The following is a 23,441-nucleotide window of genomic DNA, read 5'->3' on the forward strand; positions in this document are numbered from 1 at the left end:
CTGGTGTCGACGCCCTAGCTCGGCGGGCCCAAAAGTCAGTTGCCCGGGGCGTTTTCGTCGTCGCTGAGATAGTACTCGACGATCGCGGTCCGGAATTCCGCGTAGCCGAGTGCGCCGTCGCCGTCGCGATCGAGGCGGCGGAAGGCCTCACTGGAATGGGCTGGGTCGATGCCGAGGCCGTCGTACATTTGGACGTACTCATTGAAGGTTAGGGTGCCGTCGCCGTTGGTGTCCACGATGCGCATGAAGGCGTCGGCGATGGAGAGTACCGCGGTCTCGAAATTTTCTGGCGCGGTAACGCTGGATTCCATGACGTCGATGAACTCTTGGCGGTCGAGTTTTCCGTCGCCGTCGCTGTCGCCGCCGGCTAGGAGCAGGCTCCACCATCTGTCGAAGGCGCCGTTGAGCGCCTTTGCGTTTTCCGGGGCGTCGCCACCCGGTAGGGCGGTGAACAACGCCGCCATCTGCTGGAAGTCGGATTCGGAGAGGTAGCCGTCACCGCCTTGGTCGAACCAGTCGAAGACGGTGTTGAATTTCTGACTCTTCGCAGGATCTGCCATGGATCTGTCCTTCTCATCAGGTGGTAGCAGTGGGGCCGAGCCCGGACGGGCGCAGACACCCGTTTTGCGGCCAGATTTGCGAAAAGTCGGGTCGCACCGAAGAACTGCTCTCATTCTTCACCGAATCCCCTGTACTGGTGATGGTTTCGAGACTTGCGTGACGCCTGATCCGGCGAGTCGGTCGCCGTGTCGAACCTTTGTCGTTCATAAATCGAACGCTCGCAACGGATCTCGACCGGGTGCAACGTTTGCCACCTCGGCCGCGATGCGATGGTATGCAGGGGAACTCGAGCACTATTGATGGTTTGCCGGTCGATGCGGGGTTCGGCTCGTTCACGGTGGTGGATGTGGAGACGCCAGGCCTACGGGCTGGGGATCATCGGGTCCTGTCGGTCGCGGCACTGACGTTGGACGGTGGCGGGAACGTGGCGCAAGAGTTTCACACTCTGCTGGACCCTGGCGCTGGCGCGTCGAGTGTCCCCGCCGACTCCGGACTGCAAGCTCGGCACGCTCGCGACTTATTACGGCGTCCCGCAGGCCAGGGCGCATAACGCACTCGATGACACTCGCGTTCTCGTCGGCGTGCTTCGCGCGTTGGTGGCCGATGCCGCGCGGATGGGTATCGCACCACCGCTGCTGCGGTGCCCGCCGAAGGAGAACTATCAGAGTGCATGGGGTGGGCGCACCTCACGCAACGGTCCGAAACAGCCGTGCGTCCACCGCTATCCAGGTCGGCTAGAGACCGGAGGGCGGTTGGTTCAGGGGATGAAGAGCGCTATTGCCGGCGATACCCTGATCGATCGGGACATCCTGGTGAGTCGCGCGGAGTCCGCCGGACTGGACGTGACCGAGGGTGTCAGCAGACTGACCAGTGTCCTGGTGTCGAACTCACCCAACTCGGCAACGAGTAAGGCGCGCAAGGCAATCGAGCTGGGTACGCCAGTCGTGAGCGACAGGGCTATGCCACCGGCTTGGCCACCCTCGCGCGCGGATACGGGGTCGACGTAGACGAATGACGGCGACCTCTGTCGTGTCGACTCGAGGAATTGCGCGTTCGATTCAGTCCTGCGAGCATGCGCTCTTGCCGGAGAGGATGTGGGCCTTGTCAGGTGCTCGGACCGGGCAACGCGCTCGCGCCGCCCGGCGACGTTGCCTGAGTTCAGTTGCTCTGCAGTGCGATTCGGACGCCGAAGGCCACCAGTAGGGTGCCCATGACGGTATCGATGGTGCGGCGGACGGTCGCCTTGGCGAGGATGCCGCGCAGTGCGTTGACGATGTTGGCGAGCACGGTGAACCAGGTGAGGGAGACGAGCGCGGCGATGGCGCCGAGGGAAAGGGTGTCGGTGACAGCGGGTTCGGCGGGGACGAACTGGGGGAGTAGCGCGATGAAGAAGACCGCGACCTTCGGATTGAGCAGGTTGGTGAGCAGTCCTTGGCGGAATGCGGCGATCGCGCTCGGCCCGCTGGCCGGTAGTTCCGCTGCCGTGTCGTAACCGCCGCGGCGCGCGGCAAGCAATGCCCGGACGCCGAGCAACATCAGATAGCCCGCGCCGATGAGCTTGACGATGGTGAAGGCAAGCGCGGAAGCCGCGAGTAGCCCCGCGACACCGAGTGCGCTCACCACCGACCAGAGGAATACGCCGCCGGCAATCCCTGCCGCGCAGGCCATTCCGGCTCGGCGTCCGGACAGTGCCGAACTTCGCGTCACGATAACGAAATCCGGTCCCGGCGACATCGCGCCCACCAGGATCACGCCGCCGAGGGCGAGCGTCTGTGCTGTAGAAATCACATCGCCACCTTAAGCGATCCCGATGCGGCCGGGCAGCTGGATTTCGCCGGGCCTTGTCCCGGATACCGGCTCAGTCCCGCAGTGCGGCGAGCATGCGCTCTTTGCCGGACAGGATGTGGGCCTCCATCAGGCGGCCCGCGGTGGTGGGGTCACCGGAAGCGATGGTCTCGAGGATTTCGCTGTGCTGGCAGTTGGAGATGGTGCGGGCGGTGTCGGACTCGAGGCCGTGGCGGCGGAAGAGGTGGAGTTCCTTGGAGACGTCGTCGTAGAGGTCGGCCAGGCGCGGGTTGCCGGACAGGGCGACGAGGGTGCGGTGCAGGTCGACGTTGCGGGGGTAGTAGTCGTCGACCGTGGGGACGGCGGCTTGGAGTTGGTCGACCTTGGCGCGTAGCTCGGTGAGCTGGCCCGGGGTGATGCGTTCGGCGGCGAGGCGGCCGGCCAGGCCGAACAGGCTGGCGCGGATGTCGTAGAGCTGGGCGGCCTCGGCCACCGAGACCTCGCGCACGAACATGCCTCTGTTGGTGCGGAATTCGACGAGCTTGCCGCGTTCGAGCTGGCGCAGGGCCTCGCGCACCGGTCCTCGGCTGACGCCGAGCCGCGCGGCGAGGGAGGACTCGTTGATGCGGTCGCCGCCGGTGAGGGCGCCCGCGATGATCAGCTGCTCGAGTTCCTCGGCGATCACCTGCAGGAGCGAACTGGACTGATGTTCGGCCACCCGGCGTTGCAGCGCGGTCATCGCCTGTGCCTGTTCGGTCATCCCCGTCTCCCTTGCACCACACCAGTCAACAGCTTCGCAGTCTCCCAGAGCGGATCGTCAATTGCAAATCGTTGACAGTTGACGATTTGCGCGCGCAGACTCGGTTCACCGTCCCGAGCGAACGAAGGAGGACGGAATGAAAATCAAAGACATCCGAGCCAGCGTGCACACCACCTCGATCGATGTGCCACTACTGAGCGAACGGGTCAGCGGCTACGGCCGCGAGGAGCAACGCGAGTTCGTGTTCTGCGAGGTCGAGACCGACGAGGGGCTGACCGGTGTCGCTCTCACCGGTCACTTCTTGGCCAGAGCCGTGGTGGTCGCGCTAGAACAACACTTTCTGCCCGTCGTTGTCGATATGGATCCACGTGAGCTGGAGGCGATTCACCAGCGGGTGTGGCGAAAACTCAACCCGCGCACCATGACCGGCGTGGTGTCCAGTGCGCTGTCACTGCTGGACATCGCGCTATGGGACATCAACGGCAAGGCGGCGGGGCGTTCGGTCGCCAGCATGCTCGGCGGCGCGCGCACCGAGGTGCCGGTCTATGTGACATTCGGATTCCCCCAGTACGACCGTGAAACACTCTGCGCCGCAGCGCAACTGCAACTCGATCAGGGCGTGACCGCGCTGAAGCTGGTGGTCGCGGTAGACAAGGGCGGCTGGCGCGAGGACGCCGCGCGCGTTCACGCGGTCCGCGACGCGGTCGGCCCCGATATCGACCTGATGATCGACGCCAACTACCTGTTCACCCCCACCGCGGCCGCGTGCCTGTGCCGCGCCGTCGAGGACGCGAACCTGACCTGGTTCGAGGAACCGCTGCACCAGAACGACGCCCGCGCGATGGCGGATCTGCGGCGGCACACCAGGATTCCGCTGGCCGCCGGGCAAATGGAGGGGCACCGGTGGCGGCTGCGCGAGCTGGTCGAGCAGCAAGCCGTGGACATCCTGCAACCCAATGTCTGCTACTGCGGCGGTTTCACCGAGGCACGCAAGGCCGCGCACCTCGCGCAGATCTACAACCTGCCGCTCGCGCACGGCGGCGGCTGGCCGCTGTTCAACCTGCACACCCTGGCCGGGCTGATGAACGGCTGGATCCTCGAATGGCATCTTGGCATGGTGCAGGTCGGCGAGCTGCTGTTCCCGGACGCGCCGAAACCGGTCAACGGCCGGATCACCGTGCCGGACCGCCCTGGTCTAGGCCTGACGGTCGATCGCGCGGCGTTGCGCGACACTCTTGTTGTTGACCAGTGATGTGCGGCGATTCCCATGAGCGATACGGCAATCGAGGCGACGCCGGAGTCGACTACGCCTCATCCACGGTGGCGGCGACTGGCCACCAATACCAGCTTTCAGGTGTTGGTCGCGGCGATTCTCGCGGCGATCTTCGGCATCGTCGCGCCGGACGCGGCGGCGAGCATGCAGCCGATCGCGAAGGCGTTCATCGCGCTGATCCAGATGCTCATCGCGCCGATCGTGTTCTTGGTGATGGTCACCGGGATCGTCGCGACCGGCGGGATGAAGGCGGTGGGCCGGATCGCGGCGCGTGCGCTGATCTACTTCGAGATCGTCACCACGGTGGGCATGCTGCTCGGGCTGCTCGCGGTGAACCTGTTCCGGCCCGGCGCGGGTGTCGCGCCACCGGCACACGCCTCCGGTGATCTCTCCAGCTATGTGAACGGCGGTGCGGACCACAACTCGTTCGCCGAATTCCTGTCGAAGATGGTGCCGGACAACGCGGTCAACGCGTTCGCAACCGGCAGCATCATCCAGGTGCTGATCTTCGCGGTGCTTTTCGCCGTCGCGTTGCTGAAGATGCCGGATCGGATCTCCCAGCCGATCGTGGACGGCTGCGCCAAGCTCAGCGACGTGTTCTTCCGGATGATCGGCATGATCATGCTGCTTGCGCCGATCGGCACCTTCGGCGCGGTGGCCGCGACGGTCGGCAAGTACGGGCCGGAAACCCTTACCGCGCTGATGAAGCTGGTCGCGATCGCCGCGATCGCGTTGGTGGCGTTCGTAGTCGTGGTGCTCGGCGGTGTTTCGCTGCTGGCGGGCTTCTCGCTGTGGCGGCTGATCAAGGTGCTGCGCAAGGAGTTCGCGGTGGTGCTCGGCACCTCGTCGTCGGAAGCCGTGCTGCCGCAGTTGATGCAGCGATTGGAACAGGTCGGCTGTCGCCGCAGCGTGATCGGTCTGGTTGTGCCGACCGGGTTTTCGTTCAATCTGGACGGGGTAGCGGTGGTGGTGCCGATCTGCGTGGTCTTCATCGGCCAGGTGTACGGCATCCCGCTCAGCTTCGGTGACCAGCTCGGCTTGTTCCTCATCTTTCTGGTGCTGTCCAAAGGCACTGCCGGAGTGAGTGGTTCGGCCTTCATCACACTGGCCAACACGGTTGCCGCGACCAGCCTGGTTCCTGTCGCCGGACTCGCGCTCGTCCTCTCGGTCGACCGGTTCCTCTCGCTGATGCGCGCCCTGACCAATGTCCTCGGCAATGCGGTCGCGACCGTCGTCATCGCGCGGTGGGAACCCGACGGCCTCGATCGCGAACTCGCCGCCCGCACCATCGGGCTGACCCGCCCGAAAACCACAGTAGGAGAGAAGTAATGCCAAGAATCGTCGCGATCCACGAAGGTGTTGTGCCGATCAGTTCCTCGATGAGCAACGCGTTCATCGACTTCAGTGCGATGGACTGTTCCATTGTCGCGGTGGTCAGCGATGTGATCAGGGATGGTGAACCGGTCGTCGGCTACGGCTTCAATTCGAATGGACGCTACAGCGCGGGAGAGATCTTGCGCCGCCGCGTCATTCCGCGGCTGCTGCAGGCCGACCCGGACGAACTGCTGACCGGGGACGGCGCCGCCATCGACCCGGCCGTGGCGTGGAATCTCATGCTGCGCAACGAGAAACCGGGCGGCCACGGCGAACGTTCGGTCGCCGTCGGCGTGATCGACATGGCGCTGTTCGACCTTGCCGCCAAGCTCGCCGGACTACCGCTCTACCAGTGGCTCAGCCGGCACTACGACCTTGGCGCACCGGACGAGGACGTGTTCGTCTACGCCGCGGGCGGATACTACGCACCGAACAAGGGGCTGACCCAGCTCCAGGAAGAGATGCGCGGCTTCCTCGACCAGGGCTACGACGTCGTGAAGATGAAGATCGGCGGCGCGAGCCTGGCCGACGACGTCAAGCGGGTCGAGGCGGTGCTCGAGGTACTCGACGGTGACGGATCTCGCCTGGCCGTCGACGCCAACGGCCGATTCGACCTGGACACCGCGCTCGAGTACGGCCGCGCCCTCGCGCCGTACGGCCTGTTCTGGTACGAGGAACCAGGCGATCCGCTCGACTTCTCTTTGCACGCGACGCTGTCGGAGCGGTACCCTGGCCCGCTGGCCACCGGCGAGAACCTCTTCTCGCTCCCGGACGCGCGCAACCTCATCCGCTACGCGGGCATGCGCCCCGACCGCGACTACCTCCAGTTCGACCCGGTGCTCGGCTACGGCCTCGTCGAATATCTGCGGATCCAGGACATGCTGCGCCAGCACGGCTGGTCGTCGCGCCGCTGCATCCCGCACGGCGGCAACCAGTTCTCGCTGCACATCGCCGCGGCCCTGCGTCTGGGCGGCAACGAGTCCTATCCCGGTGAATTCCAGCCCACCGGCGGCTTCGCCGACGCCGCCGTCATCGAGCACAGTCGGCTGCGGCTCACCGACACACCCGGCATCGGCTTCGAAGACAAGGCTGAACTGCACCGAGTCTTCCGAGCGCTGCACATGGGGTAGTACCTCCCCACCACTGGCCCGCGGACCGGTTAAGATCAACGCGGCCCATGTGGACGTGGCGGCGTCCCTGGGTGTACGGGGAAGTGGCCCGCCCGGCGGATTATCGACCTTCCGCTGGGCGGGCCACACACGTTCTCGCGCGTTTCGCGAATCTGCCTGCGGCACAGTACCTCTGCGGCGAACCTTTCGCAATCTCTTTCGAATTGGAAATATCGAGACCATCCGAGGGCACGGCGGCGACGAATAGAACGTGGCAGCCGCCGAACCGGCGACGGCTCTGGTGTTCGATTCCACTCGAAAGAGAGATTCCCTTTGCCTAACGAAGGATCGATGGAGCGCGGGCTCGTGAGTTCGACCTCGCGCCGCAGCATGCGGGTCGCGCTCGCGACGGCGCTACTGGCCACTTCCGCGGTGAGCTACACCGTGCTCGTCGCGCCGAATTCATTGGCCAAGCCCGGATCTGATGACAACAAGGTACACATCTGCAACGCCTCGGCGAAGCTCGATCTGATGAAGAAGGGCGACCACCTGCTGGCGAAGGCCTCGAAGGTCGACGAGCCGTCGGGGCAGGACGGCGAGTGTGAAGTCACGGCCTTCGATGGTGAGATCAAGAACGTCTCATACACGGTGAATGGAAAGATGTGCGAGCTCAAGTCCTCGGAGGGCTCAGGCGATGCCAAGGAGGAGATACCGGGTGGCAAGGAAGGTGATGGTACTGCGAAGCAGGCCAAGGTCGCCATTTCGGTGCCGCTGGTAGATGGCGGCAACCAGGGGAAATACACCGTCAGTTTCGTCAGCGATCCGACCAGTCCGCTTGGGTCCGACTCGGTGGAGGTCCATGGCACTTTTCCGGCCAAGCAGTTGCAGCTGGAGAAGTGCGATGCCGCATCACTTCCGGACAAGGCCACGGTCACCGTCAAGGGTAGCGCCAAGCTCGTACCTAAGGACAGCTAGCCCACTGAGGCGCAGGTGATTCGTTGCGCGGCCGTGCCGTTCGGCGCGGCGCGCTATTCGACCTGAATTGTTCTGCCGTGCAGCCTATTTCGTGCACGGCCGCGCGACGGCGGGTGCCGCGGCGAAGAATGGAGAGCACGGCTCGTATGTGGACCAAGCACACTCACGAATCCGATACTGCGGCAAGGCGCCTCGGGTGGCGTGAAATCCTACCGTGGCTGGCCGTGACCATGGTGCGGTACCGGCGTCGGGTCTTCGCCGGATGGCTGCTCGCGGTGGCCGCCGGTCTGGTCGGTCTTCCGCACCTGCTCAGTTCGTTGCAGGCGCCGCCCATCGAGGTGTCAGGGTCCGAATCGCAGCAGGTGGGCCGGATCCTGGCCGAGAGTCTGCCGACCCTCGGACGCGAACAGATGATCGTGGTCCTGCACTCGGCGAAGTGGCGGACGACGGATCCGGCGTTCCGTGGGTCCATCGACGCGGCGAAATCGGCGTTGGCCAGCGAGGACGCGGCATCCGGGGTGCTGTTGCTTCCGGTAGCGGGCGATCCAGATCGCCGCCTACCGCTTGCGCGTGCGCTCGAGCCGTTGCGCCCGCTGATGCGCGACGAGCACAGCGCGTACCTCTTGGTCGGCGTATCCGGCGACGACCGGTCACGGCAGGAGCACGCACCGCTCCTGCAGGCCGTGCTCGATCGGGAGGTGCGGGACCGGTCCGGTGGCGAAGTGCGCGGGTATCTGGTCGGTGTCTCGGTATATGGCGAGGCGATCCAGCAGGTCGAGATCGCGGACCTGATGCGGATCGAGCTGGTTGCCGTGCCGTTGGCGATCGTGGTGCTGTGGTGGGGTCTGCGCCGACCGGTCGCGGCGGTGGTTCCGGTGGTCATCGCGGGGGCTTCGGTGGTCGCAACGCTGGGGTTGTTCGCAATGCTCACCGGCGTTTTCACCGTCGACGGCATGCTGCTGGTCGGAGTCAGCGCTTTGGGCCTCGGTATCGGCATCGACTACGCGTTGTTCGTGATGAACCGTTATCGCGAGGAACTCGCGAACGGGGCGAGCTCTGACCAAGCCATCGGCACCGCCGTGGCGACGACCGGGCGCACCGTGCTGTATTCGGGCCTGATCCTGGTGCTGGCATTGACGAGCTTGTTCATGGTGCGCTGGCATGTGTTCGCGCAGGCCGCCATCGGCGCTCTCGCCGTGGTCACGGTTGCGCTGCTGGCCTCGGTCACGCTGCTGCCCGCCACGCTGGTCTCGTTGACCCGCTGGCTGGAATGGCGGCCGCGGTGGGCAGCCACCGAGGCGGCCGAGGCGGATGCCGCACCGGGGCGGCTGATCCGCTGGGCCCAACATCTGATGCGGCATCCGTGGCCGTACGCGCTGGCGGTCACGGCCGGTCTGCTCGTTGCCGCACTACCGAGCGCCGACCTGGCGATGGGCATCAATCTCGAGCGCCGCGCCTTGGCCGACACTTCCTATCTCACGGGTTTCACCCTTGCCGAAGGCGAATTGGCCGGTGCGACAGGGCCGGTGGCCGTGCTGCTGGAACGCCCGGCCGACGCCCCCGAGCCGGACAGCAGCGCGCTGCAAGCGGCGCTGCGCGCGGATCCGGACGTGACCGCGGTGGCCGCCATCGATAACGGCGTGGACCTCACGGCCATGGTCGTGCTGGGCAAATACCCTATCGATTCGCCGGCTGTCGTACCGATGGTGGAGCGCATTCGTACGGAAATCGTGCCCGCGAACAGCCCGCCCGGCGTGATCGCGTCGGTCGGCGGGCCCGGTGCGCATGTCGCCGATATCGTGGCCGAATCCTCGAAGAAGCTGTGGTGGGTGGTCGGCTGTGTGCTGGCGATGATGTTCGCGGCGCTGGTCGTGATCCTGCGCAGCGTGCTGCTGCCGCTCAAAGCGATCGTGATGAGTTTGCTCGCGACCGGTGCCGCGTATGGACTGACGGTGCTGGTGTTCCAGCGCGACGGGGACGCCGGTGTGATCTGGCCGCAGGTGCCGCTGATCATGTTCGTGCTGTTGTTCGGGTTGTCCACGGACTACGAGCTGTTCCTGGTGCGCCGGATCCAGGAGGAGTTCCTGCGGACCGGTGACAACCGCCGTGCGGTCGCGGTCGGCCTGCACAGCACGGCTCGGCCGATCTCGCTGGCTGCGGCGATCCTCGCGGTCGGTTACGGCAGTCTGCTGGTGTCGCGAATCATCGGGCTGCAGGAGTTCGGCTTCGCCATTGCCACCGCCTTGATCATCGACGCGACGCTGATCCGGTTGGTGCTGGTTCCGGCCCTGATGCAGATCATGGGCCGATGGAACTGGTGGTTCCCGCGCCTGCCGTCGGTCGCGCCGAGTCGGCCTGGTCCGCCGAGTTCGGTTGGGCCGCAAGGGGTCACCCAAGAGCCGGCGATCGAGCAGTTGAGCAGAACGTGACTCGGCCTCGCGACGGAGAGATGGTGCGGCGCACACGCTTCGAGGCGATCGGCCGATACACCCCCGAACGGGTGCGTACCACCGACGAACTGGTCGCGGCACTGGCGGTGCCCGGGGTGACCAGCCTGGGATTGGTGACCGGAATCGAGAATCGGCGGGTGTGCGATGCGCACCCGGACCGGTACGAGTCCTCCTTCGAGCTGGCCGAGCGGGCCATCGCCGACTGCCTGCGCCACTCCGGTTACGCCGCGGCCGAACTGGACATCATCATCTCCGCCTCGATCACTCGCACTCGCGGCAACGGAATCCACTGTGGCGCACCGCCATTCGCACTAATGCTGCGTAATGCGATCGGGGCGACGCGGGCCAGGTGTCTCGACGTCTCGAACGCCTGCGCCGGGATGATCACCGGCGTACTCGTGCTTGACCGGATGATCAAGGCGGGCATCGTGCGCAACGGGATCGTGGTCAGCGGCGAGCAGCTCTCGCCGGCCGCGGAGACGGCGGTGCGGGAGATCGGCACGCGGTCGGACCCGCAGTTCTCGGCGCTGACCCTCGGCGATGCCGGAGTGGCCATGCTGGTCGACGATCGCGGCGATGACGACGACGAAATCCGCTATGTCGAGCTGATGACGCTTGCCGAAGGTGCCGAGCTGTGTCTGGGCATGCCGAGTAATCGCTCGGACGGTATCGCGCTCTATACCGACAACCGGGCGATGCAGACCGATGCCCATTACCGTCAGGGTCTCGATCGGCTCGCCACCGTTTTAGCGAGCGCCGGGCCTGATGCGCCCGCCGAGACCTTCGACTTCTGCATCTACCACCAGTTCAGCGGCCCGGTGATCGAGTATCTGCACGATCTGGTCGGACCGCGCTTCGGCGAGCCCGCGCCCACCGCGCTCAATGTGCTACGCGATTACGGCAACACCGGGTCGACCTCGCACTTCCTGGTCCTGCACGAGCACCTGCGGCAGCAGCGGATCCCCAAGGGGTCGAAAATCCTGATGTTCGCGCAGGCATCCGGCATCGTCTCCGGCGGTCTGGCCGCGACGATCTCACGCCTGGAGGCATAGCCCATGCCCACCGAGATACTGTCCGCCGCGGTCAACACCGATCCGGACACGGGCAGCTATATCGAATTGGCGACCCGTGCGGCACGGACGTGTCTGGCACGTGCGGGCGTCGGAGTCGATGAGGTCGGAATGCTGGTGAACGCGGGCATATTCCGCGACAACAACCTGTGCGAGCCCGCGGTGGCGGCGCTCATCCAGAAGCGTCTCGGCCTGGGTCTCGACTATCGGCCAGGTCGGGTACCCGCCTTCTCCTTCGATGTCATGCACGGCGCGGCCGGTCTCCTGCATGCGATCAGTGTCGCCGAGTCCTTTCTGTTCGGCCCGGACGTCGAGTACGCGCTGTTGATTGCCGGAGACGCGCACCCCTCGGCCCGGCGCGACGTCACCGACACGCTGTACACCCCGAGTGGGGCGGCGATCTTGCTCGGAAAGTCTTCTGCGGTAGGAGGATTCGGGCAGCTGCATACTGTCGAGCCGACCGGGCAGGTCGAACTTTCGGCGTGGCTGGATCTCGGCGAAGCGGGCTCGAATGGGCGCTCGACCGGTCATGCCGTGGTCCGGGCCGATCCGCTGCCCGCCGCCACCGAGGCGGTGCGCGCCTGCATCGCGGCCGAAGCGCTCACCGAAGCCCACTTCGCCGACGGTCGCGCGGTGCTGCTGGCCCCGGCGCCGGATCCGGATTTTCCGGCACGCTTGGCGACCGCGCTCGACCTCCCGCGCGCCTGCGTCGCGGGAATCGACCCCCGGCTCGGCAATCCCTACTCCGCGGCGCCGATTCACGCCTATCTGGCCGCGCGGGACTCGGGACGGTTGGCGACCGCGCAAACGACGTTGTTGCTGGCCGCCTATGACAACTCGGCGGCCTGTCTGGCACATCGGCATTCGCCCGCGACCGGCGGGTGATTCCCGTTGCAGACCACAAAATTCGCAACCCCAACAAGAGGGCAGTCAATGACAATCGGCGAGGCGAGCAGCGAGCAGCGAACGTCGGATCGGATCGCGATCGTCGGCATCGGGTGCCGGTTTCCCGGCGGTGTGCACGACGTCGCGAGTTTCTGGGACCTACTGCGGCACAAGAAAGACGGCATCGTCGAGGTGCCTCCCGACCGGTGGAACCTCGACAAGTTCTACGACCCTGACCCGGAAGCACCCGGGCGCATGTACTCCCGCCGTGGCGGGTTTCTGACCGACTCGCCATGGGACTTCGACCCCGAGTTCTTCGGCATCTCGCCGCGCGAAGCCTCGATCATCGACCCACAGCAGCGGCTGCTGCTCGAGGTGTGCTGGGAAGCACTCGACGATGCCGGACTCACCGCGCGGGTGCCCGGCCGGCCGGTCGGCGTGTACATCGGCGCATTCACCAGTGATAACGGTATTGCCCGAACCACTCCTGCGGCAAGGCCTTTCATTTCCGGGCAGACGGCCCTCAGCTATACGTTCACGCTGCTGTCCAACCGGTTGTCGTATGTGCTGAACCTGCGCGGGCCGAGCATGACCATCGATACGGCGTGCTCGTCGTCGCTCGTAGCGGTGCACCAGGCCAGGCGTGCGATCCTGGACGGGGAGTGCGAATCGGCTCTCGCGGGTGGTGTCAATATGATGTTGCAGCCGGAGACGTCGGTGTCGATGAGCAAGGGGCGGTTCCTCTCCGCCGACGGCCGCTGCAAGGCTTTCGACGCGTCCGCGGATGGTTATGGGCGGGGCGAAGGGGCCGGAATCGTCGTGCTCAAACGGCTCGATGCCGCACGGCGCGACGGCGACCGGGTCTACGCGATCTTACGCGGTACCGGGGTGAACCAGGACGGCAGGACCGCGGCTATCCCGGTGCCGAATCCCGCGGCGCAGGCGGAGTTGGCGCGGGCGGTGTGCGACAACGCGGGTATCGCGCCGGGCGAGGTGAGCTATGTCGAGGCGCACGGCACCGGAACGCCGGTCGGTGATCCGCTCGAAATGGCCGCGCTCGGAAAGGTATACGGCAACGCGCCCGGACGCGACCAGCCGCTCGATGTCGGTTCGGTCAAGGCGACGATCGGGCATCTGGAGGCAGCCGCGGGCATCGCGGGGCTGATCAAGGCCACGCTCACGGTCTACCATCGGACGATCGTGCCGCAGGGCTGGCTGCGGCGGCTCAATCCGGAGATTCCGTTCGCCGAGTTGAATGTTCGGATACCTACCGAGCCGCGTGCGTTGCCGGATAGCGCGAACGTTGTCGCGGCGGTGAACAGCTTCGGCTATGGCGGCACCAACGCGCACGCCATAGTGCAAGCGCCCGAACAACTCCCGGCGCCACCGGTGTCCTCGGTGTTCCCGGTACTGCCGATCTCCGGTCGCACCGCGGACGCGACGAGAGAGATGGCGCGCCGGTTCGCGGTGCTGATAGCCGCGCAGCGCGACGTCGATGCCCTCGTCGCGGCGGCGTGGACGCGGCGTACCCACCATCCGTTCCGCGCGGCTTTCGACTTCGCGGATCCGACTGACCTGCAGACCAAGCTGCAGAGCTTCGCGATGGGTGCGGACCGGCCGCCGTTGCGCGCGTTCACCGGGCGTGCCGCGCAACCGGTATTCGTCTTCAGCGGCATGGGCCCGCAGTGGTGGCGGATGGGTCGCGACCTGTTGGAGTGCGACGGTGTGTTCGCACGCACCGCGCACCGGATCGATACCGAATTCGTCGCGATCGCAGGCTGGTCGATCATTGCCGAGTTGCTGCGGCCGGAGGAGGAATCGCGAGTTACCACAACGGAAGTCGCCCAGCCCGCGAACTTTCTCGTCCAGGTGTGCCTCGCGGCCGAACTCACCGAATTGGGTGTGCGCCCGGCGGCGGTGGTCGGCCACAGTGTCGGTGAGGTCAGCGCGGCTTATGTGTCCGGCATGCTCGGATTGCGTGACGCGCTCCTGGTGAGTTACCACCGCGCGCGGCTGCAGGCGCGTACCGGCGGTGCGATGATCGCCGTCGGACTGCCGGAACACGATGCCCTGGCGGCACTTTCGGACCCCGGACGGTTGTCCGTGGCTGCCGTCAACAGCCCGACGGCGGTCACCTTGGCGGGTGACGGCGAGACCATTGCGCGCGCGCAGCAGGAGCTCGCGGCGACGGGCGCCTTCGTCCGGGCGCTCGACGTCGAGGCCGGCTACCACTCGCACCTGATGGATCCGATCCTCGATGAATTGCGTTCGGTGCTGGTGGATCTCGCGCCGGCGGAACCGCGAATACCGCTGTTTTCGACGGTAACCGGCGAGCGCGTGCGCGGACCGGAGTGGGACGCACAGTACTGGTGCCGCAATATCCGGCAGCCGGTGCGTTTCGCCGACACCGTCGGCGCCGTGATCACCGAGGGCTACCGCGTATTCCTCGAGGTCGGCCCGCATCCGGTGCTGAGCGGCAATATCCGGGAGATCCTGGTTCGTTCCGGCGAGACGGGCACCTCGATCGGGACCTTGTCGCGCAAGGAGGGCGATCTGGTCGGCCTGCGCCGGGCGGTCGCCGAGTTGTATCTCGCTGGCAGCCTGGACGGCTCGACCGTCCCCGGCGGCACCGCGTTCGCGCCGCACGCACCGTTGCCCGCGTACCCGTGGCAGAAGACCCGCGTTTGGACGGACGCCGAAGCTGTTGTGCGGGACCGGCTCGGCACCGATATTCGCTACCCGATGCTCGGCGAGCGTCCGGGACCGGCCCCATCGGAATGGGTCGCGGGACTCTCGGTCAGCGCGCTGCCTTGGCTGCACGATCACGTGGTCGGCGGCGCCGTCGTCCTGCCGGGCGCGGCCTACCTCGACGCCGCGCTCAGCGCCGCCGCGATCCGAACCGGCCGGGCGGAGACGGCGGTCGAGGACGTCCGTTTCGTCACACCGCTGGTGATCGACCCGCACGACGTGCCGGTGCTCCGATCGACGGTCGAGGAATCGACGAAGCGGTTCAGCATGACCGCGCGGTCCGCGCAGGGGGCGACCTGGACCCTGCACGCGACGGGCCGACTGGTCGAGGGCCCGCTGCGACCACGGACGGTCGAACTGCCCAGCGGAGCCGTGACCACGGTCCGCGGCACCGATCTGTATCCGATGCTCGCCGAGCACGGACTCGCCTACGGACCCGCCTTTCAGGGCATTGTCGAAGCCCGCGTCGGCGCGGACTTCGTCATCGCGGAGATCGCGAATCCGGGGGCGGAAGACGGTGCGCACCTGGCACATCCGGCCACGGTGGACACGGCGCTGCAATGCGTCGCGGCCTTGGCGGCGCGAAACACTCAGCTCGCGGGTGCTGTCGTGCCGACGGCGGTGCGCGCGGTGCGGCGCTTCGGGCCGATCCCGGCCTCGGCGACGGTTCTGGTTCGACTGCGCGGCGACGAACGGCTGTGCGCGGACGTCGATGTGCTCGACGCCGACCGCCGACAGGTGCTGACGCTCTCCGGGGTGGAGTTCCGGCCGGTCTCGCCACCGTTGCCGTTGCTCGACCGGATGGCGCGCGTCTGGTACGAACCGCGCTGGGAACAACTCGACGCGCTCGCGGTCGAGGCACCAGACGCGGCGAGGCGGGAATTCGGAGTGGTTGTCGCGCTGGGCGATACAGCGGTGGGGCGGGCTCGGTCGATCGCTGGCGGCTGGTCCGAGAGCGCCGTGCTCGAGGTCGCCGACGCACACCAGACGGATGTGGAGACCGTTGTCGAGACGGCATTGCGGTCCGGGCTCGACGGTGGCGACGCGGAGCGAGCGCGATTGACAATCGTCGCGGGCGCCGGATCGACGCCGTCCGACGCTGTCTACGCGTTGACCAGGATCGCCAGGGCCGCAGCGGCTCTCGGCGACACCGCGGCGATCTCCGCGGTCCTGGTGACAGCGCACGCGCTGTGCCTGCCTGCCGCGGGCACCGCCGACCTCGACCTGGCACAGGCTGGCTTGGTCGGAGCACGCCGATCGCTGTTCAACGAACAGCCTGCGCTGGGTTGGCGGCTGATCGATACCGAGCCGGATGCCCCGGTGGACCAGATTATCGGTGAAATAGTGCACGGCACAGCCGAGGTGGACGAGGTCTGCCTGCGCTCGGGAACCCGATGGGCGCAGCGCTTACGCGGCGATTTGCCGGAGCAACTGCGCCGCCGCAACGAAGAATGTGCCCCCGACGACGCCGAGGCGTCCTTCGCACTCGAGCCGCCCGCCACCCGATTGCTTCAGGACCTGTGCTGGCGCGAAGCACAGCGCACGCCGCCGGGCGACGGTGAGATCGAGATCCGGATGGACGCCATCGGTCTCAACGCGAAGGACGCCTACAAGCTGCTCGGCTTGCTGACCGACGAGTATCTGGACGGCACGTTCTTCGGAAAAGGCATTGGGCTCGAGGGTGCGGGCACCGTGGTCGACGTCGGTCCCGGGGTCGGCGGAATCAGCGTCGGGAATCGAGTCCTGGTCTCCGCGCGCGACATGGCGCGCAGGTATCTCACCGTCGACCACAACTTCGCGGTGGTGGTGCCGCCCGACTGGGCGCCCGGCGTATGCAGCTCCTGGGTGCCGTTTCTCACCGCGGAGATCGCGCTGGTCGACGCGGCGCGCGTCCGGCCCGGTGAGATCGTGCTCGTGCACGGCGGTGCGGGCGGCGTCGGGCTGGCCGCGATGCAGGTCGCCCGGCAGCTCGGCGCCGTGATCATCGCGACGGCGGGCAGCGAGGAGCGCAGGGCCTACGCGTTGGCGGCGGGCGCGCATCATGCCATCGACTCGCGGACGGTCGCCTTCGTCGACGATGTCCTCCGGATCACCGAGGGACACGGCGCGGATGTCGTATTGAGCAGTGTCCCAGGCGAATTCGTCCGGCAAAATCTCAATGTCGCGGCGGAATTCGGGCGCATCGTAGAGATCGGCAAGGCCGACATCTATGGCGGCGGCGTTCTCGACCTGCGTCCGTTCGACCGAAATCTGTCGTTCATCGCGCTGGACCTCGACCGCCTGATGCGCTTGCGGCCGTTGGTTGTTCGCCAGCACACGCACGCTCTGGTCGAGAAGCTGAAGAACGGGAGCTACCGGCACCTGCCGTTCGAGATGTATCCGAGCTCCGACATCGCGGCCGCGTTCGAGGCGGTGGTCCGGCCGCAGCGAATCGGCCGGGTGGTGCTCGACCTCGATCAGCCTCCGGCCGTTCGCCGCCGTACCCCGGATATCGGAATCCACTCGGACGCCTGCTATCTCGTGACCGGTGGGTTCGGTGCGTTCGGTCTCGCGACGGCCCGCTGGTTGGTGCGGTCGGGTGCGCGCCACCTCGTGCTGATCGGTCGCCGGGGTGCGGCAGGCCAGGACGCCGAGCGGCAGCTGCGCGAATTCGTTTCCGCCGGAGTGGAGGTGATCGAAGAAAAGGTCGACATCGCCGACTACGACGCGGTGGCTGCCCTCGTTGCGCGCGCCGTGGCGCGCGCGGCCCCGGTGCGCGGCGTCTTCCACGCGGCGGGCATTGTCGACAACACCCCGGTGCAGTCGTTGACGGCGGAGCGGGTCGCGCGGGTTTTCGCCGGAAAGGTCGACGGCGCGCGCAATCTCGATCGGGCGTTGCGGGTGTCGGATGTCGATCTGGATCACTTCGTCCTCTGGTCGTCGGTCAGCGCCTTGCTCGGCGGATTTCCCCAGTTGGCCTACGCCGCGGCCAACGCGACGTTGCAGGCGTTCGCGCATCATCGCCGTCGGCGCGGTGAACCGGCGCTGTGCCTGGACTGGGGCGCGATGGCCGGCGGCGGCATGGCCGAGGCGGACCACGAAACCGTGCGTTACCTGGCCGCTTTGGGATTGCGCCCGATACCGATGGATACCGGTGCGGACTATCTCGGTGAGTGCCTGCGGCTCGGGGCCGGGCATGTGTCGATCGTCGACATGGACTGGACCAAGGCCGTTGCCACCATGCCCGCGGTGACTCGGTCGGTACGGTTCGCCGACTACGCCGCGGGCTCGGAGGCCGACGAGAGCGGAGCCGCGGCATTGCGCGCGCGCATCGTGGCACTGCCACCGGGTGAACGAGCGGCCGCGATCACCACCGAACTGGCCGGGGTCTTGGCTGTTGTCATGGGAGTGTCGCCCGACGCGGTCGAGGTCCGGACACCGCTACTGGAGTTGGGCATGGATTCGCTGATGGCGGTCGAGTTCGCCGCGCGCGCGGGCAGATTGACCGGAGTCGAGCTGTCGCCGGTGCAGATGGCACGTGGACTGGGACTTGGGCTGTCCGACATCGGCGCGAAGATGGCAGGGGAAATTACGGGGCAGTCCGGATAGGTGTGCTGCGTCCGCTATCGCCGGTGTTCATCGCCGGCGATAGCGGACGCGGCACGGTTGCGCGAGCTGCACCACCATTTTGGAGTGGTCGTTGCGATAGGTGTCCGACGGTTGGGCGAGCTCGAATTCCCAGTCGCGCAGCAGAATCGAGAAGATCGCTTTGAGTTGCATGAGGGCGAACGGTGCGCCGACGCAGCGGTGACGGCCCGCGCCGAAGGGAATCCAGGTCCAGCGGTTGATGATGTCTTCCTGGCGTGGATCGAGGTAGCGGCTCGGGTCGAAGGCGTCCGGGTCGGGGAAGTCCTCGGGGATCCGGTTGGAGATCGCGGGCGTGGCCGCCACCATGTCGCCTGGTGCGATGCGATGCCCGCACACCTCGAATTCGTCGCGGGCGATGCGCATCAGGATGATCAGCGGCGGATGCAGGCGCAGTGACTCCTTCAGTGCCGCTTCGAGATTCGGGATCTGGCGCAAGGCGTTGTGGCTGACTTCCGAACCGTCGGCGTACAACTCGTCGAGTTCGGTGACCACGCCGCGCAACACGTCGGGATGCCGCAGCAATTCGATGGTCGTCCACGCCGCGGTGCCGGAGGTGGTGTGGTGGCCGGCGAACATCATCGAGATGAAGATGCCGGTGATCTCGCTCGCCGAGAATCGCGCTGCGCCGTTGTCGTCGCGCACCGAGATGAGAATGTCGAGCATGTCGCGAGAGTCCTTGCCCGACGGTGGATTCGCGGCTCGGCCCGCCATGATCGACTGCACCAGTTCGACCAGTTGCTCGCGTGCCTCGTCGCGGCGCCGGAAGCTCTCGATCGGCGCGTAGGGGTCGACGTAGGCCAGCGCGTCGGTGCCCTGTTCGAGCTCGTGGTAGAGCCGCGCGAATCGCGCGTCGAGCTCGTTGCGGAACTTCACGCCGATGAGGCAGGCCGAGGACGTGTAGATGGTCAGCTCGGCGAAGAACTCGAGCAGGTCGATCTCGCCCTCGTCGTCCCAGGCGGCCAGCATCCGATCCACCTCGGCGGCAATGGTTGCCGCGTGCCCGCGCATGGACTCGGCGCGCAATGCCTGGTTGTGCAACATCTCCTTGCGGCGCTCCGGGCTCGCGTCGAAGACCACACCCTCGCCGAAGATCGGCGTCATGAACGGGTAGGCCGCGCCCTGGTCGAGATCGTCGTCGCCGGAACGGAAGAAGAATTCGTTCGCCTCCGCACCGGACAGCAGCACCACGTCACGCCCGGCGAGCTCGAAGGTGCCGATGTCGCCGCATTCGGCACGAACTCGGCGCATCAGCGCGATCGGATCGGTGCGGAACTCATCGAGATGCCCATGCTCATCCGCACCCCCGGACACCCGCTGCGGCTTGACCAGTGTCATCGGAAATCCTCTCAGCAGCCTGTCCAGATGCATGCTGGACATGTGTCTGGACAGTACTTCAAAGAGGCGCCCGATGCCCAACGTTTCACCAGTCCACCCCTCGCCGAACACAAGTCGGTCCCGAGTGAGGGTGCGGATTCTGCTGCTAGCCGCGGGATTGCGGGCTGCGCAGGGTCAGTGGTCGGAGGCCGACCACGACGGCTCGGCATGGCCCTACTCTGACGGTGGCTTCGGCGTCACCGAGTGTGTTCACCGTGCCTGTGCTGCGCCGGTGGCGGGGTCGTTGTCGGACTGGTCGTAGACCGCGTCCACCAGCGCCGGGCGGACCACCCTGCCGAGGTATGTGTAGCCGCGGCGAATCAGGTTGTCCACGTGGAGGTTTCCGTCGGGTTCGCCTCGAAGGGAGCGGATTTCGTGGGTTTCGGGGTCGATCGATTCGCCGGGGTGGCCGAGGGGGTGGACGCCGCAGGTTTCCAGGATGACGTGGAGTTCCTCGATCAGGGAGGTGACGAACGGGTCAGGGGTGTGCTGGTCGGCTCGGTCGATCAGTCGGGCGAGTTGCAGCACGACTGGCAGGAGGTATTCGGCGCCTAGGCCCGCCTCTGCGGTGGCGACGCGGAGTTGTAGAGCTTCGACGAGTTGGCGGTAGCCGCGGTCGTCGAGGAGGCGACGTTTGAAAAGATCGGACAGACCGGCCAATTCTGTTCGGATGCTGTCGAGTTGGTCGGCGACGGTGTTGTCGGTCATGTCACCTTCGCCCAGGTTCGTTCCGTCGACCAGGTCGACCACCTCGATGTGCAGCGTGCCGTCGAGGTCGCAGGAGAAGACGACACGGATCGGGGAACCGGCCGGTCGTTGGGCGAGGGTGAGTTGCGCGGTGCCCAGAATACGCACGTACCTGGGGTCGACGCCGTTCTCGTCGCCTTCGGTGACCTGCAAGAACAGCGACTTCTGGCGATCTACGACGGTGGCGAACCAGTCGGCGGTGACCTGGCACGGCACGGTCAGGTTGGGTCGCACGACCATCGCGTTGGACGGCACGCCGTGCTCGTTGTCGGCCACCACACCCAGACCGTGCGACACCACATCGCGAATCGCAACAGTGCGTCGACCGGCCAGAGACGGTGGCCGCCCCGCCGACTCCGCGTGCCGGAGTTCGCCGATGATCGCGGCGCCGAGCGCGACCGCCTCGTCGGGATGGATCGAGACATCGGCGGGCCTGCCCGTGACCCGTTCGACGAGGTCACGCACCATCGGCATGCGCGTCGAACCGCCGACCAACAGCACCTTGTCGAGGTCGCGGTAGGTCAGCCCGGCCAGTTCCACCGCTTCTTCGACGAGATATTCGCAGCGAGTGAGCAGATGGCGGGACAGCTCGACGAATTCGGCCCGGGTCAGCCGCAATTTCGCGGAATGGTCCTGGTGGGTGATGAAGATGGTGGCCGACTCGGCGGTCGACAGTCGCCGTTTGGCGTCCTCGGCGCGTTCGCGCAGTTGCGCCCCCGCGGTGGAATCCTCCTCGAAACGCGCACCGCCCGCGCGCTCGAATTCCGCCCGCGCCCAGGTGATGATCGCGTTATCGAAATCGTAGCCACCAAGCTGTGGGTCGCCGCCGACCGCGAGCACGTCGAAAGTGTCGCTACCGCACCGCATTACGGTGACGTCGAGGGTACCGCCGCCCAGATCGACGACGAGCAGCGTGCCTGCGTAGTCGCGGCCGAGCCCGAAGCTCACCGCCGCCGCGGTCGGCTCATTCACGATGCCGATGACATTGATTCCGGCGATCTCGCCCGCCTGCCGTGTCGCGGTGCGTTGCGCCTCGTCGAAGTACGCGGGCACGGTGATGACCGCGTCGGCGACGTATTCGGTGAGTTCGCGCCCGGCATCGGACACCAGGGATTTGAGAATCAAGGCCGAGATCTCTTCCGGCCGATATTCGCCGTCGGTCGACTCCGGGAAGAATCGGTAGTCGGGATTTCCCATCTGCCGCTTGATGAACTGCACGGTATCCAGCGGAAAAGCGCTCAATTGCCTTTTCGCCTTGGTTCCGACGACGATATCGGAACCGGCGAACAAGACTACCGACGGTGTCAGATTGACGCCGTCGCGATTCGGAATTATCTCCGATATTCCCGCCTGATTTATCGCGGCGACGGCCGAATAGGTGGTGCCGAGATCGATACCGATAACGCGTGCGCTCATCGCGCCAACTGACTTGCCGCTTTCCAACGGGGCACCCAGCAGGTCTTGTAGACGAGGAATCCGATGCCGCAGGCTGCCAGGAGCAACAGGAGACCGACGCCGGCTGCGCCGGAACTGAACAGAATGAAAGCCAGGACCACAGCGGCCACCGGAATGCCGACCGCGCGCAGGCTGGAGAAGCCGAACAGACCGGGAACCTGCCAGGTCATCTCCTCCATGCGGGCGAGGTACGACAGGATGTCGCGCGCACGGTTGGCGACGTCGAGATCATCGGTGGGCAGGCTCGCGGCGCGGGTGGCGAGCTCGCGCATGGCGGCGATCTCGGCCGGTGAGGTCGCTGCGTAGGAGTCGTTGTTCTGCACGCGCGGGGTCTGCTCGGCCTTGTCGAGTAGCGCGCTGGCGAGGTAATAGGCGACCAGCGGCACGCCACGGTGGGCGGCGTGGACCGGTTCGATCACTTCGAGCGCCTTGTCGACCAGGCCGTGTTGCAGATAAACCCCGCCGATGGCGATCTGGTAGATGTACTCGTTCGGCGCGAGCCGTGCGGCGGCTTGATAGCTGCTCAGCGCGTCGGACCACAGCTTCATCTGCTCCTGGATGAGGGCGGTCTGGAACAGGTAGTCGGGGTTGTTCGGCGCGATGGTCGTGGCTTGCTTGGCCTCGTAGATCGCGTCCTGCAACTGCCCGATGCCGGCATTGGCGCGGGCGCGAAGGATCCACGCCTCGGGCGAGTTCCCGGCGGTGTGGGTCGCTTCCCTTGCCGCGTACGCGGCATTGCGGTAGTCACCGCGGCCGAGCGCCGCGCGGGCCTTGGCGAGCCAGTCGCCGCCACCCTGCACCGCCGCCGGTGCCGCGACGCCGCCCGCGCTCAAGTCGCGGTCGTAGGCTTGTCGCTTTGCCGGCTCGAGCAGGATGTCGAATGCCTGACGCAGCAGGCTCGTCTTCGTCTCGGCTTCCTGGCGCGTGCTCTGATCCGCGCTCGCGGTCCGTTTGGTCCAAATGCGGGTTGCTCGTTTGTGAGCGTCACGAATGGTGTCCGCCGAGGCGTCGCGCTCGACGCCGAGAAGATCGTAATAGTCGACCTGCACGGTCACTGGCTTACTCCGAATCAGTTGCAGAAAGCCTACTGCTGCGAACTCGGTCGCATCGTAGGAATAACATCGCACCGGTCGCGATTTCTCCCCACTGTGACAGTCCGGCTGAGGCCGCGCTATCGGCTGTTCGGTGGACAAATCGACCGTTTGCTGTCAGTCATCGGGAGGACAGACAGGCCGCGGTGAACTCGAT

The 23,441-nt window shown here is 66.4% G+C and carries 15 protein-coding genes; 9 read left to right on the forward strand and 6 right to left on the reverse strand.

Features of this window, described 5'->3' with window-relative positions:
- Window positions 1-35: 35 nt before the first annotated feature.
- Complete coding sequence (locus ACIA8C_RS20595; protein ID WP_397136907.1) at window positions 36-560, reverse strand: EF-hand domain-containing protein; 525 nt, start codon at window positions 558-560, stop codon at window positions 36-38.
- 414 nt (window positions 561-974) lie between these two features.
- On the opposite strand from ACIA8C_RS20595, the gene ACIA8C_RS20600 reads away from it, so the two are divergent.
- On the forward strand, window positions 975-1,568 hold the full coding sequence (locus ACIA8C_RS20600; protein ID WP_397136909.1) for a hypothetical protein: 594 nt from the start codon (window positions 975-977) through the stop codon (window positions 1,566-1,568).
- A gap of 151 nt (window positions 1,569-1,719) precedes the next feature.
- Here the strand turns inward: ACIA8C_RS20600 and ACIA8C_RS20605 are convergent, their stop codons facing one another.
- Window positions 1,720-2,349, reverse strand: a complete 630-nt coding sequence (locus ACIA8C_RS20605) for a LysE family translocator (RefSeq protein ID WP_397136911.1) — start codon at window positions 2,347-2,349, stop codon at window positions 1,720-1,722.
- Window positions 2,350-2,419: 70 nt separating this feature from the next.
- A complete protein-coding gene (locus tag ACIA8C_RS20610) occupies window positions 2,420-3,106 on the reverse strand; it encodes an FCD domain-containing protein (RefSeq protein WP_397136913.1) in 687 nt (228 codons plus the stop codon).
- 136 nt (window positions 3,107-3,242) lie between these two features.
- Between ACIA8C_RS20610 and ACIA8C_RS20615 the strand changes: the two genes are divergently transcribed.
- From ACIA8C_RS20615 to ACIA8C_RS20650, 8 genes are all read left to right on the forward strand, one after another.
- Window positions 3,243-4,358 (forward strand): mandelate racemase/muconate lactonizing enzyme family protein, encoded by a 1,116-nt coding sequence (locus tag ACIA8C_RS20615; protein ID WP_397136915.1) that lies wholly within the window; start codon window positions 3,243-3,245, stop codon window positions 4,356-4,358.
- Window positions 4,359-4,373: 15 nt separating this feature from the next.
- On the forward strand, window positions 4,374-5,708 hold the full coding sequence (locus ACIA8C_RS20620; protein WP_397136917.1) for a cation:dicarboxylate symporter family transporter: 1,335 nt from the start codon (window positions 4,374-4,376) through the stop codon (window positions 5,706-5,708).
- Window positions 5,708-6,883 carry a mandelate racemase/muconate lactonizing enzyme family protein gene (locus ACIA8C_RS20625; protein WP_397136919.1) on the forward strand — a complete coding sequence of 392 codons (1,176 nt, stop codon included), beginning with the start codon at window positions 5,708-5,710 and terminating at the stop codon, window positions 6,881-6,883. The genes ACIA8C_RS20620 and ACIA8C_RS20625 overlap by 1 nt, the downstream gene beginning before the upstream one ends.
- 345 nt (window positions 6,884-7,228) lie before the next feature.
- Window positions 7,229-7,837: a hypothetical protein gene (locus ACIA8C_RS20630; RefSeq protein WP_397136921.1), complete on the forward strand. Its 609-nt coding sequence runs from the start codon at window positions 7,229-7,231 to the stop codon at window positions 7,835-7,837.
- A gap of 230 nt (window positions 7,838-8,067) precedes the next feature.
- Window positions 8,068-10,266, forward strand: a complete 2,199-nt coding sequence (locus ACIA8C_RS20635) for an MMPL family transporter (RefSeq protein ID WP_397137431.1) — start codon at window positions 8,068-8,070, stop codon at window positions 10,264-10,266.
- Window positions 10,267-10,286: 20 nt separating this feature from the next.
- Window positions 10,287-11,339, forward strand: coding sequence for a 3-oxoacyl-ACP synthase III family protein (locus tag ACIA8C_RS20640; protein ID WP_397136923.1), 1,053 nt, complete (start codon window positions 10,287-10,289; stop codon window positions 11,337-11,339).
- A gap of 3 nt (window positions 11,340-11,342) precedes the next feature.
- Window positions 11,343-12,242 carry a hypothetical protein gene (locus ACIA8C_RS20645; RefSeq protein ID WP_397136925.1) on the forward strand — a complete coding sequence of 300 codons (900 nt, stop codon included), beginning with the start codon at window positions 11,343-11,345 and terminating at the stop codon, window positions 12,240-12,242.
- 48 nt (window positions 12,243-12,290) lie between these two features.
- Window positions 12,291-18,578: an SDR family NAD(P)-dependent oxidoreductase gene (locus ACIA8C_RS20650; RefSeq protein WP_397136927.1), complete on the forward strand. Its 6,288-nt coding sequence runs from the start codon at window positions 12,291-12,293 to the stop codon at window positions 18,576-18,578.
- 27 nt (window positions 18,579-18,605) lie between these two features.
- Here the strand turns inward: ACIA8C_RS20650 and ACIA8C_RS20655 are convergent, their stop codons facing one another.
- From ACIA8C_RS20655 to ACIA8C_RS20665, 3 genes are all read right to left on the reverse strand, one after another.
- A complete protein-coding gene (locus ACIA8C_RS20655) occupies window positions 18,606-19,952 on the reverse strand; it encodes a cytochrome P450 (protein ID WP_397136929.1) in 1,347 nt (448 codons plus the stop codon).
- 249 nt (window positions 19,953-20,201) lie between these two features.
- Window positions 20,202-22,154: a nucleotide exchange factor GrpE gene (grpE, locus tag ACIA8C_RS20660; protein WP_397136931.1), complete on the reverse strand. Its 1,953-nt coding sequence runs from the start codon at window positions 22,152-22,154 to the stop codon at window positions 20,202-20,204.
- Window positions 22,151-23,248: a tetratricopeptide repeat protein gene (locus ACIA8C_RS20665; protein WP_397136934.1), complete on the reverse strand. Its 1,098-nt coding sequence runs from the start codon at window positions 23,246-23,248 to the stop codon at window positions 22,151-22,153. Before ACIA8C_RS20665 ends, grpE begins: the two co-directional genes overlap by 4 nt.
- Window positions 23,249-23,441 lie beyond the last annotated feature (193 nt).

It is taken from the genome of Nocardia sp. NPDC051321 (assembly GCF_044455225.1).
Classification (GTDB): domain Bacteria; phylum Actinomycetota; class Actinomycetes; order Mycobacteriales; family Mycobacteriaceae; genus Nocardia.